General features: G+C 68.0%; 10 protein-coding genes and 1 riboswitch. Of the genes, 5 read left to right on the forward strand and 5 right to left on the reverse strand.

The window, feature by feature from the left end; translation table 11 throughout:
* The first annotated feature begins 59 nt into the window (after positions 1 to 59).
* Entirely contained in the window at positions 60 to 1112 is a 1053-nt protein-coding gene (locus MC380_RS15095; protein ID WP_242165708.1) for a GGDEF domain-containing protein, read from the forward strand.
* A gap of 10 nt (positions 1113 to 1122) precedes the next feature.
* On the opposite strand, the gene MC380_RS15100 is transcribed toward MC380_RS15095, so the two are convergent.
* Both MC380_RS15100 and MC380_RS15105 read right to left on the reverse strand, forming a co-directional pair.
* The gene (locus MC380_RS15100; RefSeq protein WP_242165710.1) at positions 1123 to 1461 is read right to left on the reverse strand and encodes a zinc ribbon domain-containing protein; all 339 of its coding nucleotides are present in this window, start codon (positions 1459 to 1461) and stop codon (positions 1123 to 1125) included.
* 83 nt (positions 1462 to 1544) lie between these two features.
* On the reverse strand, positions 1545 to 2153 hold the full coding sequence (locus MC380_RS15105) for a hypothetical protein (protein ID WP_242165713.1): 609 nt from the start codon (positions 2151 to 2153) through the stop codon (positions 1545 to 1547).
* 121 nt (positions 2154 to 2274) lie between these two features.
* On the opposite strand from MC380_RS15105, the gene MC380_RS15110 reads away from it, so the two are divergent.
* Entirely contained in the window at positions 2275 to 3180 is a 906-nt protein-coding gene (locus MC380_RS15110) for a PhzF family phenazine biosynthesis isomerase (protein WP_242165715.1), read from the forward strand.
* 65 nt (positions 3181 to 3245) lie between these two features.
* Here MC380_RS15110 and MC380_RS15115 read toward each other — a convergent pair whose 3' ends face one another.
* Positions 3246 to 5132 (reverse strand): ABC-F family ATP-binding cassette domain-containing protein, encoded by a 1887-nt coding sequence (locus tag MC380_RS15115; RefSeq protein ID WP_242102818.1) that lies wholly within the window; start codon positions 5130 to 5132, stop codon positions 3246 to 3248.
* Positions 5133 to 5269: 137 nt separating this feature from the next.
* On the opposite strand from MC380_RS15115, the gene MC380_RS15120 reads away from it, so the two are divergent.
* The gene (locus MC380_RS15120; protein WP_242165717.1) at positions 5270 to 6484 is read left to right on the forward strand and encodes an FAD-dependent oxidoreductase; all 1215 of its coding nucleotides are present in this window, start codon (positions 5270 to 5272) and stop codon (positions 6482 to 6484) included.
* A gap of 88 nt (positions 6485 to 6572) precedes the next feature.
* On the opposite strand, the gene btuB is transcribed toward MC380_RS15120, so the two are convergent.
* Together btuB and clpB are read right to left on the reverse strand one after the other, a co-directional pair.
* Positions 6573 to 8450, reverse strand: coding sequence for a TonB-dependent vitamin B12 receptor (gene btuB / locus MC380_RS15125; protein WP_242165718.1), 1878 nt, complete (start codon positions 8448 to 8450; stop codon positions 6573 to 6575).
* 122 nt (positions 8451 to 8572) lie between these two features.
* Positions 8573 to 8815: riboswitch (cobalamin riboswitch) on the reverse strand.
* A 657-nt stretch (positions 8816 to 9472) separates the two neighbouring features.
* Positions 9473 to 12070, reverse strand: a complete 2598-nt coding sequence (gene clpB / locus MC380_RS15130; protein ID WP_242165720.1) for an ATP-dependent chaperone ClpB — start codon at positions 12068 to 12070, stop codon at positions 9473 to 9475.
* Between the two features lie 350 nt (positions 12071 to 12420).
* Here clpB and MC380_RS15135 point away from each other — a divergent pair, with 350 nt between their 5' ends.
* Positions 12421 to 13395, forward strand: a complete 975-nt coding sequence (locus MC380_RS15135) for a YidB family protein (protein ID WP_242165722.1) — start codon at positions 12421 to 12423, stop codon at positions 13393 to 13395.
* 158 nt (positions 13396 to 13553) lie between these two features.
* Complete coding sequence (locus tag MC380_RS15140) at positions 13554 to 14123, forward strand: YidB family protein (RefSeq protein ID WP_242102813.1); 570 nt, start codon at positions 13554 to 13556, stop codon at positions 14121 to 14123.
* Positions 14124 to 14144: the final 21 nt, after the last annotated feature.

Raw genomic sequence — 14144 nt, forward strand, 5'->3', positions numbered from 1 at the left:
ATTCGCGGTCGGGGTCGGCGGCGGTCGATAATGGTCGCCCCAGGGACGGCCAGACGACCTTGAACGGAACCGCGACTGCTTACCAGCAGGATTATTTCCAGCGCGTGCGCCGGCGCACGCTCCCGATCCAGGGGATGGCGCCGCTGGCCCTGCTCGTGGCCGCCTGGGTGGACGCCGGGCTCACCGGAACTCCGGTGCTGTCGGGAGTGCGGGCGCTGGCCTTGCCGATCGGCATCGCCGTGCTCGTGGTGCTCATGGCGGTCCAGTCGCGCGCCGACACGATCCACGCCCACGGCTGGTGGACCATCGCACTGCTGTGCAGCGCGGAGCTGGCGCTGGCGTTCATCGTCACGCCCGACCCGGACACCCTGTACTGGATCCTGCCGGTCCTGATGGTGGTTCCGGTGGCGGCGGCGCCGTTCTGGGTCTGGCCCAGCCGCGCGATCGTGTCCAGCCTGTTGTGCTACGCATGCGCCGTGACGGCGCTGCTGCGTGCAGGCCCGGATGCCAGAAGCCTGTGGGTGTTCGCCGGCTATGCGGCCCTGTTCTCCTGCACCAGTCTGGCCATCTTCCGCTCCATCGACCGGCTGCGGCGCAGCGCCTACGAGTTCCAGGTCAACCTGGACCACGAAGCCAAGCACGACGCATTGACCGGGCTGCTGTCGCGCCGCCGGTTCCTGCAGCTGGGCGAAGCCGCGCATCGCGAAGCGACTGGCGCCGACGCACCGTTCTCGCTGTGCTTCATGGACCTGGACCACTTCAAGATCATCAACGATGTGCACGGCCATGCCGCGGGCGATCGCGCGCTGTCGCGCACGGCGGCGCTGATGCTCGCGCGCAGGCCCCCCGACGCGCTGGTGGCGCGCATGGGCGGCGAGGAGTTCGTGATGCTGCTGCCGCGCGCCGACGCGTCCGCTGCGGCGCGCTTTGCCGATGGCCTGCGCGAGGCCCTGGCCCAGACCGAAATGGGCGGATTCACCGTGTCGATGTCCGCCGGCATCGCCGAACACCTCCCCGGCGAAGCCCTGGGCGAAACCCTGCACCGCGCCGACACGGCGCTGCTCGAGGCCAAGCAGCGCGGCCGCAACCGGGTGGAAGTGGCCCCCGGCTGAAAGCCGGCGGTCAGTCGGCCCCGGAGGTGGTGGATTTCGGCGCGGGCTTGGCCGGAGCGGATGTGGCCGGGGCAGTGTCGGGCTTCGCCGGCGCGGGCTTGGCCTCGGCCGAAGGCTTGGCGCCTTCCCCGCCCTCGCCGGCCAGATTGCGCTTCTTGTCGCCTTCCTTCTTGAAATCGGTCTCGTACCAGCCGCTGCCGGAGAGCCGGAACGATGGCGCGGTCAGCTGGCGCCTGATCTGGCCGCTCGCGCCGCAAGCCGGGCAAACCTCCGGATCAGGATCCGACAGCTTCTGCAGTTTGTCGAAATGATGGCCACAGGCGTTACAGGCGAAAGCGTAGATCGGCATGGTCGAACCGGGGCGACGGACAACAGGTTCCGCATTCTGGGGGCTGCGCCGAAGGGATCAAGCCCAAGCGGTCCCCGATCGCCTCAGCGGGTCCCCCAGGGCGCAGGCGGCGCGGGCACGGGCTTGCGCAGGTCGAATTCGACCCGGAACAGGCGCCCGCCCGGACGGCTGAGCTCGTAGGCGAAACGCTGGCCCGGGATCATTTCCATCGCCCAGGTATTGGTGACGGAGGCCTGCGAGCCTTCGTGCTCGAACAGTGCGATCGATTCCGCGTCGACCGGAAACTCCTGCCGCGACGCGCTGCCCGGTACGCGCGAATCGCCGCCGTACAGGGTCAGCACGTCGGGCGAACCGTCCTGATGGCGATGGTCGTGCTTCAGCCGCAAGCCCGTGCCGGTCCGGCTCACGACCCATGTGCGGGAGCGGTCGTCGCCGACGTGGAACGGAATGCGCAGGACGTCGCTGCCGCACTCGCGCACGTGCATGACCAGCGGCTTGCCCTCGAACGGATCCGGCGCCGTCGGCGCGGGAACATTGGCCACCACGCGCCCGGCATAGGCCTTGCCGCAGGCGGACGACAGCGCCGCGAAGAACGCATCGGCGGGTGTGCCGCCTGCAGCATCGGGCGGCGGTGCCGATGCGCACGCAACGAGTACCAGTGACAGGACGGAAGCGGCGAAGGTCGGGCGCATCGCACGACCCTAACCGCAGCCCATTGCGCCGACAAGCATGAATCGCTGCATTCGACCGATGTGCGCATCGGCCGTGATCGCCAACGCCTAGAATCGGCAGCTTTCCCAAGGCGAATAGCGCATGGACGTTCTGCGGGTTTACCAGATCGATGCCTTCACCACCCAGCGTTACCAGGGCAATCCCGCCGGCGTGGTCGCCAATGCCGCGGGGCTGGACGACGCGCAGATGCAGTTGATTGCGCGCGAACTCAACAATTCCGAAACCGCCTTCCTCCTGCCGCCGCGCGACGACAGCCACGACGTGCATGTGCGCTTCTTCACGCCCACCGTCGAGGTGCCGGTCTGCGGCCATGCCACCGTCGCCGCGCATTACGTGCTCGCCCTGGAAGGTGGAGCGACGGGCTGGCGACGCCAGCTCACCGGCGCCGGCGTGCAGCGCATCGAAACGCTCGACCACGATGGCGAAGTCCGGATCGCGATCGAACAGGGCGCGCCGAGTTTCCACGCTACGCTGGAACCGGCCCTGGTGGCGGAACTGGCCGCGGCCCTGGGCGTGGACGAGGACGCGCTGGATCCGCGCTGCCCGCCGCAGTTCGTGTCGACCGGCCACGGCAAGCTGCTGGTCTGCCTGCGCCAGCGCGCGACGCTGCAGGCCCTGGCGCCGGACCCCGCGCATCTGGTCGCACTGGGCCCGCGCGTCGGCAGCCTGGGCTATTTCGCCTTTACCCTGGACACGCCCGCGGACGACGACGCGTTCACCTGGGGGCGCATGTTCGCACCGGCCATCGGCATCGCCGAAGATCCGGTCACCGGCAACGCCAATGGCCCGCTCGGCGCCTATCTGGTCAGGCACGGCCTGCTCGACGGCGACGATGGCGAGCGCCGCTATCGCGCGCGCCAGACCACAGCGCAGGGGCGCGGTGGCTGGATGGACGTGGTCGTGCGCGTCGAAGGCGGCGACCCGGCAGGCGTGCGCATCGAAGGCCGCGCGGTGGAATGTTTCCGCACGACGCTGCCGCGCGAGTGATCGGTCGGGGGTTGCCGTAGGAGCTGCGCTCGCGGCTTACGCCGCTCCTGCAAATCAGGTGGAGGTCAGGCTGCGTCGGCCTCGTAGAGCGCCAGCAGGGCCGCCTCGGCGATTTCGAGCTGGCCTCGCAGTTCGACCTGCCGCTTGCCCAGTTCACCGGCGCGCGTGCCACCGTCTGCATAGGCCGACGCATCCGACAGCTCGGCTTCGATCCCGGCGAGTGCCGTCTCCAGTTCGACGACGCGCTGTTCCGCCTGCTGCAGCTTCTGCGGATTGGCCTTGCCGCCCTTCTTAGCCGCCGACGGGGCGGGCTGCACCGCTGTCGACGCAGGCGGCGTGGCTTTCACCGCTTTCGCCTCGCCCGCCGCCGGGCGCGAACGCAGCCATGCGGCGTATTCGTCTAGGTCGCCGTCGAACGGTTCGACCACGCCGTCGTGCACGCGCCAGAAGGTATCGCTGACCAAGCCGATCAGGTGGCGGTCGTGCGAGACCATGACGATCGCACCGTCGAAATCGCTCAGGGCTTCGGCCAGCGCCTCGCGCATTTCCAGGTCGAGGTGGTTGGTGGGCTCGTCGAGCAGCAGCACGTTGGGCTGTTTCCACGCGATCAGCGACAGGGCCAGACGCGCCTTTTCGCCGCCGGAGAAGCCATCGATGCTCTCGAATGCGCGGTCGCCGGGAAACTGCCACTTGCCGAGGAAATCGCGGAACGCCTGGGTCGACGAATTCGGCGACAGTTTGCGCAGGTGGTCGATCGGCGACTGCCCCGCCATCAGCGACTCGACCGTGTGCTGGGCGAAGTAGCCGATCCGCAGGTCTGGATGCGCATTGCGCTCGCCGGCCAGCAGCGGCAACTCGCCCACCAATGTCTTCACCAGCGTCGACTTGCCCGCGCCGTTGGGCCCAAGCAGGCCGATGCGGTCGCCCGCTTCCAGGCCGAAGCCGACGTTGTGCAGGATCGCCGCGACGCTGCCATCGGGCTGGCGATATCCGCAGTCGGCATGGTTCAGCCGGATCAGCGAGTTGGGCAGTTTCAGCGGCGCGGGGAACTCGATCCGGATCGAGCGCTCGGCGCGCACCGCCTCGGTGCCGGCCAGCTTGGCCAGGCGCTTCATCCGCGACTGCGCCTGTTTTGCCTTGCTCGCCTTGGCCTTGAAGCGGTCGATGAAGCTCTGCAGGTGCGCGCGCTCGGTCTGTTCTTTCTCGAAGGCGATCTGCTGCTGGCGCAGCTGCTCGGCGCGCTGGCGCTCGAAGTCGGTGTAGCCGCCCACGTACAGCCGGGCCTTGCCCTCGTGCAGATGCAGGGTATGGGTGACCACGTTGTCCAGAAACTCGCGATCGTGCGAGATCACCAGCAAGGTGCCGGGGTATTTGCGCAGCCAGTCCTCCAGCCAGACCACCGCATCCAGATCGAGGTGGTTGGTGGGTTCGTCCAGCAGCAGCAGGTCACTGGGCGTCATCAGTGCGCGCGCCACGTTCAGACGCACGCGCCAGCCACCGGAGAAATCCGAAACCGGCTTGGCATGGGTTTCGGCCGGGAAACCCAGGCCATGCAGCAGCTTTCCGGCGCGCGCGGTCGCGTCGTAGCCGTTGAGTTCCTCCAGGCGGTGGTGCGCCTCGGCGACCGCTTCCCAGTCCTCGTTGGCGAAGGCGTTGGCTTCCATCTGGATCGCGGCATGCACCGCCTGGTCGCCGGAGAGGACGAAATCGATCGCGCTGTCGGGCAGCGAGGGAGTTTCCTGCGCCACCGAGGCGATGCGCGCCTTTCCGGGCAGGTCGATGTCGCCGCGGTCGGCCTCCACCTCGCCCATCATCGCCGCGAACAGACTGGACTTGCCGGTGCCGTTGCGCCCGACCACGCCCACCCGGTAGCCGGCATGCAGGGCCAGGTCGACATCGGACAGCAGCAGGCGTTCGCCCCGGCGCAGGGCGAAATTGCGAAAGGAAATCATGCGCAGATTCTATCAATCGTCGATCCGTCGGGCCCGCGCCTCCCGGGGGAATGGATCGGAAGTGATCGGGCCCGACGCGCATCGAACCGGGGACGACGTTCACCGGGCCGCACGCGACGGCCGGCTAGCGTGGCTCAATGGACCTGAAAAGCGGCTACCCCTGGTGGGCGATCCGGAACGGCCTGCTGCACGCCTTTCCGCCGCTGCATCAAGACCTGCACTGCGATGTGGCGGTGCTCGGCGCCGGCATCACCGGCGCCTTGATCGCAGACGAACTCGCCGGTCACGGCCATGACGTGATCGTGATCGACCAGCGCGATGTCGGTTGGGGCAGCACCGCCGCCAGCACCGCGCTGCTGCAGTACGAGATCGACACGCCCATGCTCGATCTTGCCCATCGCTACGGCGAAGACGACGCGCTGCTGGCCTATCGCGCCTGTGCGGATGCGGTGGGTTTGCTGCGCGACAAGGCGAAGGCGCTGGGAGCGGTCGATTTCGCCATGGCCGACAGCCTCTACTACGCCAGCAAGCCGCGGCACCTCAAGCCGATGCTGGAGGAATACGCCCTGCGGCGGCGTCATGGATTCCCGGTGCGGTGGCTGGACGCCGCAGACGTCTCGGAACGTTTCGGCTTCGCCGCGCCGGGCGCGATCCTGAGCGGACTCGCCGCAACGGTCGATCCCTATCGCTTCTGCTACCGGCTGCTGCAACGCCTGGAACGCGCGGGCACGCGCGTATTCGATCGCACCACGGTGGCGCGTGTCCTGGCCGACAGGCGCGGAGTCGCGCTGCACACCACCGACGGCTGCGTGGTCCGCGCGCGCCATCTGGTGGTCGCGGCCGGTTACGAAAGCCAGGGCCTGCTCGGCGAGCGGGTGGCACGCAACCGCAGCAGCTACGCCTTCGTCACCGATCCGATCCGGGGCGACGCCCTGCATCGGCTGCGGCGGACGATGCTGTGGGAAAGCGCACGGCCCTACCTGTACCTGCGCACGACCCGCGACGGCCGGATCATCGCCGGCGGCGAGGACGATGCCATCGACGTTCCTGACAAACGCGACGCGCGGCTGGGCAGGAAGACAGACGCATTGATGAAGAAGGTGCGGGCGCTGCTTCCCGGCGTGGAGATGCAACCGGTCTTCAGCTGGGCCGGCACCTTCGCCGAAACCGAAGACGGCCTGCCGTTCTTCGGCCCGCACCGCAAGCATGGGCCGCGCGTGCACTTCGCCATGGCCTACGGCGGCAATGGCATCACCTATTCGATGCTCGGTGCGGGCCTGCTGCGCGCGCTGATCGAGCGCCGCAAGCACCCGCTGGCGGATCTGTTCTCGTTCGCGCGGCTGGACCGCTGACTTCGCTGCGGCCGCAGCCGCGACATGCCAGCGTCGCGACCATGTCCGAAGCCGGCGCTGCCCGATCCCGACAGCGCCGACCCTTGGGTTACTCGGCGGGGCGATAGCGAACCGTCAGGGTGTAGCTGCGGCCAGGCTGCCTGTAGAACGCGGCCGTTTCGTAATCGCGGTCGCCGACGTTGGCCACGCTGGCCTGCACGCTCCAGTCGCGGTCGATCGCATACGCCGCGCGCAGGTCGACCAGGGAATAGCCACCCATGCGCACGCTGTTGGCCGGATCGTCGTAGCGCGCGCTCGCGGCGTACACGCCGGCGCCGATGCTGAAGGCGCCGAAGTCGCGATCCACGTCGATGCGCCCGCTGCGGCGTGCGCGGCGCGCCAGCACGTTGCCGTGGTTGAAGTCGTGGCTGTCGTTGCGCGGATCGAGCCAGGTCAGCGCGCCCTGCAGGCTCCATCCGGCGACCTGCACATCGCCGGTCGCCTCGAGCCCGCGGATCCGGGCGGCCTCGATATTGTTGGGCTGGCCGAACGGATGCGCCGCGTCCACCAGGGTCGGATCGTAGGCGATCAGGTCGTCCACCCGGGTCTGGAACGCATTGAGCGCCCAGCCGCCACGGCGGTGCTTCCCGCGCAGGCCGAGCTCTACGCTGCGCGAGTTTTCAGGGTCGAGTCCGGCATTGCCGAAACCGGGGTAATACAGCTCGTTGAAGCTCGGCGCCTTGTAGGCGGTGCCGTAGCTCGCCGTCAGCCGCAGCGCCCGGGTGAAGTTCCAGCCCCACAGCGCACTGCCGGTGGTCTTGCCGCCGAACTGGTCATCGTCGTCGCGGCGCAGTCCGGCCTGCAGCGAATGTACTCCGAAGCTGCCCTGCCACTGGCCGAACAGCCCGCGATTGACGCGACGCTCCACCTCGTAAGGCGTGTCGCTGTCGACCGCATCGCGCAACCAGTCGAAGCCGAAGGTCAGCAGCTGCGCCTTGCCCGCGACCACGTCGGCCTGCAGAGAACCCTGGTTGCGGCGGGTTTCGAAGCGGCTTGCGTGCACCCCATCCATGCTGTCGTCGCTGCGGTCGTAGGCCTGGCCGATCTTCGCCGTGAACGAGAGCGCGTCGGTCGGCGCATAGCCCACGCGTGCGGAGGCCGCCTGCTGCACCACCTTGGAGAGATTGGCGAAGCTGCCGTCGTATTCGTTGCGCCCTTCCGCGCGCAGCACGCGCGCGTCGGCATCCCAGGCATCACTGAAGCGGTAGCCGCCCTGCAGCGTCAGCGAATCGTTGCGGTAGCCGTCGCGGTCCGGATCCAGCCCGGCATCGTCGAACGGCGAGTCCGGATTGTCGCGCAGCACGTCGATGCCATCGGTGTGCTCGTGCGCCGCGGTCATCGAATACCAACCTGCGCCGGACTTGCCGCCGACGCCGGCGCTCGCACGCAGCGTGCCGAAGCTTCCGGCCGCCAGGCTGGCGTGCGGCGCGAACCCGCCCGCGGGCCGCCGGGTGAAGATCTGGACCACGCCGCCCAGGGCTTCGGATCCGTACAGGCTGGAGAACGGGCCGCGCACGATCTCGATGCGCTCGATCTGCTCCACCGGGATGTCCTGGAACGAAGCGATGCCGGCCGTCGCCGAGCCGATCCGGATGCCGTCGACCATCACCAGCACGTGATCGGATTCGGTGCCGCGCAGGAACAGCGAGGTCAGCTTGCCCGCGCCGCCGCTGTTGCTCATGGTGATCCCGGCCTGACCGCGCAGCAGCTCCGGCAGCGATGCCGGCTGCAGCCGTTCGATGTCGGCGCGGTCGATCACCGAAACCGCGGCCAGGGTTTCGTCCTGGGTGCGCGCAGTGCGCGTGGCGGTGACCACGACGCTATCGAGTTCCTGCGGGCCCTCGCCGGCTGCTGCGGCAAACGTGATGCACGAGGCGATGCCTGCAGCGACCGATGCGCACAGGATGGAACGACGTTGGAACTTCATTGGGAAACTCCTTGCACCGCGCCTGCCCGCGCGGTCGAGCGTGAGGAAGGACAGGCGGCAAGGAGGCTTGGGGGAATCTGCACGCGCACGGCGGCAAGACAGCCCATGACATCGCCCGCCGCATGTCAAGACATGCCTTGGGCCGGTCTCCGGGCTCGCGAGCGGAAGCCATGCTTCCCGGATCGGCGCCTTCCCGTGCAGATGCACAGTGGCCGTTGCCGATCCTTGTCTCGCCTACCGTTGCGGGGGCAGCTCCGGAATTGCTGGTCGTGGGCGTGCTGCGGACAGCACGGCGCCGGCGCACCGGATTCCCGTTTCAACCCTTGGCCGGCCGGCCGCGGGTCACCTCAGGCGGCGCGAAGTCTAGCAGGTTGGGGCAGCGGGGTTTCGACCCACTGCCTGCTGGTGAGCTTGTATAGACCGGTTTCCGGGATGGAATAGCTGCGTGCCCTTGACCTACCCGCACTCCCAGACGCAAGAAAGGTCCGGACACCCGGAGGGCGGCGGCCATGGATGGCCGCCGTTTTCGGATCGAGCCATGGATGGCGAGTCCGAAAATAGCGACGGCACCTCAGGCATCTTGAGCGCTTTGGACGTCACGAGAAGGTGCTTTCTTTGCCTACTTTCTTTGCACCAGCAAAGAAAGTAGGTCGCCGCAAGGCGAAAGCCTTATGCCCTTTGAGAAGCTCTACGCCCTTTAGGGCGAATGATTCTGACTTTGTTTTCGCTCACACCTCCAATGCGAACAACTTTCGCGCTAAAGCGAAATAGCTTTCGCCTGAAGGCGAGTTACTTTCTTTGCTGGTGCAAAGAAAGTAACCAAAGAAAGCACCTACTCGTGAAGTCAAACCCGCTCATGGCGCGTGGAGTGTCACGGAAATTTTCGGACTCGCCATCCTGGCTCGGTCCGAAAACGCCGGCCATCCATGGCCGGCGCCCTCCGGGTTTGCCCATGGCGCCGCTGCCGGGAGGCTGGAATCAAGATCAAAAGCGGGTTACGAGTTGGGTAAGGGCAAAACCGATCAATCGTGCCGGAACACCAATTTCCCGCCCTCACCTTCCACGCGCACCACATCGCCGCTGGCGTAGGCGCCCGACAGGATCTGCTGCGCCAGCGGGTTCTCCAGCTGCTGCTGGATCGCGCGCTTGAGCGGGCGCGCGCCGTAGACCGGATCGAAGCCGACATCGGCCAGCAGCTCGAGCGCCTGGTCCGACAGCTCGATGCGGATGCCGCGTTCGGCCAGGCGCTTGTCCAGGCCACGCAGCTGGATCCGCGCGATCTGCTTGATCTGCGCCTTGTCGAGCGGATGGAACACGACGATGTCGTCGAGGCGGTTGATGAATTCCGGGCGGAAATGCGCCTGCACCACCGCCATCACCGCGGCCTTCATCTGGGTATAGCCCTCGGCGCTGTCGGCGTGGCTGCCGCGTTCGGACATTTCCTGGATCTGGTGCGAGCCCAGGTTGGAGGTCATCACGATGACCGCATTGCGGAAATCCACCGTGCGACCCTGGCCGTCGGTGAGGCGGCCGTCGTCGAGCACCTGCAGCAGGATGTTGAATACGTCCGAATGCGCCTTCTCGACCTCGTCGAGCAGGATCACGCTGTACGGACGGCGGCGAACCGCCTCGGTCAGGTAGCCGCCTTCCTCGTAGCCGACGTAGCCCGGAGGCGCGCCGATCAGGCGTGCCACCGAATGCTTCTCCATGAACTCGCTCATGTCGATGCGCACCATCGCATCGGGCGAATCGAACAGGAACTCCGCCAGCGCCTTGCACAGCTCGGTCTTGCCCACGCCGGTGGGGCCAAGGAACAGGAACGATCCGGTCGGACGGCCCGGGTCGGACAGGCCGGCGCGCGAGCGGCGGATGGAGTCGGAGACGACCTTGATCGCCTCCTCCTGGCCGACCACGCGCGTGTGCAGGGCGTCCTCCATCTTCAACAGCTTCTCGCGCTCGCCTTCGAGCATCTTGCTCACCGGGATGCCGGTCCAGCGCGCCACAACCTCGGCGATTTCCTCGGCGGTGACCTTGTCCTGCAGCAGGGTGAAGCCGCGCGATTCGGCCTCCTGCGCGACACTGAGCTGCTTTTCCAGCTCGGGCAAGGTGCCGTACTGGATCTCGCTCATGCGCGCGTAGTCCTGCTTGCGCTGCGCCGCCTCCAGCTCCAGGCGCGCGGCCTCGATCTGCTCCTTGATCCGGGTTGCGCCCTGCAGCGTCGCCTTCTCGGCCTTCCAGACTTCTTCCAGATCGTTGTATTCACGCCCCAGCGCGTCGATCTCGGTTTCCAGATTGGCAAGGCGCTGCTTGGATTCGGCGTCCTTTTCCTTCTTCAGCGCCTCGCGCTGGATCTTGAGCTGGATCAGGCGGCGTTCCTTGCGGTCCATCTCCTCGGGCTTGGAATCGATCTCCATGCGGATGCGGCTGGCGGCCTCGTCCATCAGGTCGATGGCCTTGTCCGGCAGCTGGCGGTCGGCGATGTAACGGTGCGAGAGCGTGGCCGCGGCGACGATCGCCGGATCGGTGATCTCGACGCCATGGTGTACGGCGTAGCGTTCCTTCAGGCCGCGCAGGATCGCGATCGTGTCCTCGACGCTGGGTTCGCCAACGAACACTTTCTGGAAACGGCGCTCGAGCGCAGCGTCCTTCTCGACGTACTTGCGGTACTCGTCCAGGGTGGTGGCGCCGATGCAGTGCAGCTCGCCGCGCGCCAGCGCCGGCTTGAGCATATTGCCGGCGTCCATCGAGCCTTCGGCCTTGCCGGCGCCGACCATGGTGTGCAGCTCGTCGATGAACAGGACGATCTGGCCCTCGTTCTTGGACAGATCGTTGAGCACGGCCTTCAGCCGCTCCTCGAACTCGCCGCGGAACTTGGCACCGGCGATCAGCGCGCCCATGTCCAGGCTCAGTACGCGTTTGCCGCGCAGGCCTTCGGGCACCTCGTTGTTGACGATGCGCTGGGCCAGGCCCTCGACGATCGCGGTCTTGCCCACGCCGGGTTCGCCGATCAGCACCGGGTTGTTCTTGGTGCGCCGCTGCAGCACCTGGATGGTGCGGCGGATTTCCTCGTCGCGACCCACGACAGGGTCGAGCTTGCCGGACTCGGCGCGCGCGGTGAGATCGATGGTGTATTTCTCCAGCGCCTGGCGCGCCTCTTCCGCGTTCGCATCCTGCACTTTCTCGCCTCCGCGCAGCTTTTCGATCGCCGCTTCGAGTTTCGCCTTGTCGCCGCCGGCGGCCTTGAGCGCCTTGCCGGCATCCCCGCCGTCGTCCAGGGCGGCCAGCAGGAACAGTTCACTGGCGATGTAGGCATCGCCCCTTTGCTGCGCCAGCTTGTCGGTGACGTTGAGCAGGCGGGAGAGATCGTTGCCGACCGACATCGAGCCGGCCTGGCCGGAGACTTTCGGCAACCGGTCCAGGGCCTCGGTCAGGCGCTCGCGCAGCACCGGCACGTTGACCCCGGCCTGGGCGAGCAACGGACGGGTGCCGCCGCCGGACTGGTCGATCAGGGCCAGCAGCAGGTGCGCAGGTTCGATCAGGTTGTGGTCGCGGCCCACGGCCAGCGATTGCGCGTCGGCCAGCGCCTGCTGGAAACGCGAGGTGAGTTTGTCCATTCGCATGGCGAATCGCTCCGGGAGGGGGCCGCTGCCGCGGCAATGTCGGGGAAGTGGCGGCAATGCCGCGTCAAATCAACGCTACGGTTGCCGCGCGAGCAGCCGTGGGAGCGGCCTTGGCCGCGATTGCTCTTCTTTCTGCAGCCACCGTCGAATGACCAGCCGCCATACAGAAGCGGCGTCTGCAGCGGCTTTCGGCTGGCGTTCTCCAGCCTTGCCAGAAGGCCATTGCGGCCAAGGCCGCCCCCGCAGCAGTTCCCACACACCCGCCCCCGATCCCGCAAGGGCGGCGTTCATACCCTCGCGGTGCGGCGCCGCTAGCATCCCTGCTTCCCCCGAGCCACCGTGGAGCCGTCATGTTCGATTCGCTGGTCAACGAGTTGTCGGAACGCTACGGCCTGGGCGACCGAGGACGCGACCTGTTCGGCCTGCTGGTGGCCTATATCCACAACGACCGGCGCGGCGGCTTCGGCGGCTTCATCGAAGGCTTCCGCGAGCAGGGCCATGGCGAGCTGCTGTCGTCATGGCTGGGCAACCCTGAAGCCGGCGGCCTGACCGCCAGCGACGTGGGCACCGTGTTCGGACAGGGCCTGCTCAACGACTGGGGCACGCGCCTGGGCGCCAGCCGGGCCACGATCGCGGCCGCGATCGCAGGCGTGTTGCCGCGGCTGGTGGCGGAACTGACCCCGGGCGGACGCATCCCCGGCGGGTTCGGCGCCGCCACGCCGCTTGCCGCGGTCGCCCGCGAGGCCGACGCATCGGGCGTCGGCACACGCCCGCGCGCCGATGGCCTGATCGCAGGCGCAGGCGGCCTCTCGGGCAACGAATCGGCCTACGACCCTGGCTACATCGTGCCCGGCGAGGAACGCCGTCCCTTCGACGGCCCTGCCCGCTTCGAGCCGCCGCAGATCGACCCCCGCCCGTCCGCGGTCACCTCGCAGCCGCTGCGGCGCGAGCCGTCCTTCGCGCCGGAATCGCCGGCGGTGCGCTCGCCGGTGGATGTGCGGCGCGAGCACGAAAGCACCGCGCGCACTCCGCTGGATCCTGCCGAACAGCGCCTGGCCGACATGGCCGCGGCGTTCGGTCGTCCTGCGCATACGAACCCCCCGGATCCGGACGCCGTGTTCGACGCGCGTGGCCGGCCGGACACCTGGCGGCCGGCCGTGCATCCGCCGCGCAAGGATCGCCGCGGTGCGGGCTGGCTGTTCTGGCTGATCGTGTTGCTGGCGCTGATCGCCGGCGCGGGCTGGTACGTGTGGGCGCAGGGCCTGCTCGATCCTTATATCCAGCGATACCAGTTGCCGATCCGCACATCGCCGTCGACGACGTGATCGCGCGCGCATCGCCTGCGGCGCCATCGGCGCCGCGGATCGCGCTCGCGCACGGTTTCACGGTGGTTGCACGGGCTCAGGGCAGATGATGCATCGCACCCTTCCGCAGTCCGGACCCGTGCATCGCCGTCACTGGGCACACCGAAGGGAGGCAGGGCATGTTCGAGTCGCTGATCCGCGAAGCGGATAGCCGCTTCCACCTGGGCGACGACAGCGCGCGTTTCGTGCGCATGCTGGTGGATGCCGTTTTCAACAGCGGCAGCGGCGGCTTCTCCGGCATGCGCAGCCGCTTTGCCGACGTCGGGCTCGGCGCCCTGTTCTCCTCCTGGATCGGCACTTCGCCCGGCGATAACGTGCTCCAGCCCGACCAGTTCAGCGCCGGCTTCGGAGAATCGCCGGCGCGCAACATCGCTACGCGGCTGGGGATGCCGCCCGTCGCAGTAAACCTGGCAGGCGCGTGGCTGCTGCCCAAGATCGTCGGACTGGTCACGCGTGGTGGAGCGATTCCCGAGGCGCGGCCTGCCGACTACGACCGCTGGTTTGCCGCACCGGCCGCGGAAACCACCGCCACCAACGATCACGGCGCGCTCGCGAACACCGGAGTGTGGTGGATGTGGCCGCTCGGCCTGGTGGTGCTGCTGGTGCTGACGTTCTCCGTCGTGCGCGGCTGCAGCCAGGAAACGGCGACGCCAGAACCGTCCCCTGCGACACCGGGCGCCGCTGCCTAGCACACGGCGCGTTGTACCGGC

The organism is Lysobacter sp. M15, from assembly GCF_022662515.1.
Taxonomy (GTDB): Bacteria; Pseudomonadota; Gammaproteobacteria; order Xanthomonadales; family Xanthomonadaceae; genus JAKPBU01.

Bases quoted from the DNA above. Each gene is read 5' to 3' on its own strand.
- MC380_RS15100 (WP_242165710.1), bottom strand. From the start codon at position 1,461: ATGCCGATCTACGCTTTCGCCTGTAACGCCTGTGGCCATCATTTCGAC.
- MC380_RS15105 (WP_242165713.1), bottom strand. From the start codon at position 2,153: ATGCGCCCGACCTTCGCCGCTTCCGTCCTGTCACTGGTACTCGTTGCG.
- MC380_RS15110 (WP_242165715.1), top strand. From the start codon at position 2,275: ATGGACGTTCTGCGGGTTTACCAGATCGATGCCTTCACCACCCAGCGT.
- MC380_RS15115 (WP_242102818.1), bottom strand. From the start codon at position 5,132: ATGATTTCCTTTCGCAATTTCGCCCTGCGCCGGGGCGAACGCCTGCTG.
- MC380_RS15120 (WP_242165717.1), top strand. From the start codon at position 5,270: ATGGACCTGAAAAGCGGCTACCCCTGGTGGGCGATCCGGAACGGCCTG.
- btuB (WP_242165718.1), bottom strand. From the start codon at position 8,450: ATGAAGTTCCAACGTCGTTCCATCCTGTGCGCATCGGTCGCTGCAGGC.
- clpB (WP_242165720.1), bottom strand. From the start codon at position 12,070: ATGCGAATGGACAAACTCACCTCGCGTTTCCAGCAGGCGCTGGCCGAC.
- MC380_RS15135 (WP_242165722.1), top strand. From the start codon at position 12,421: ATGTTCGATTCGCTGGTCAACGAGTTGTCGGAACGCTACGGCCTGGGC.
- MC380_RS15140 (WP_242102813.1), top strand. From the start codon at position 13,554: ATGTTCGAGTCGCTGATCCGCGAAGCGGATAGCCGCTTCCACCTGGGC.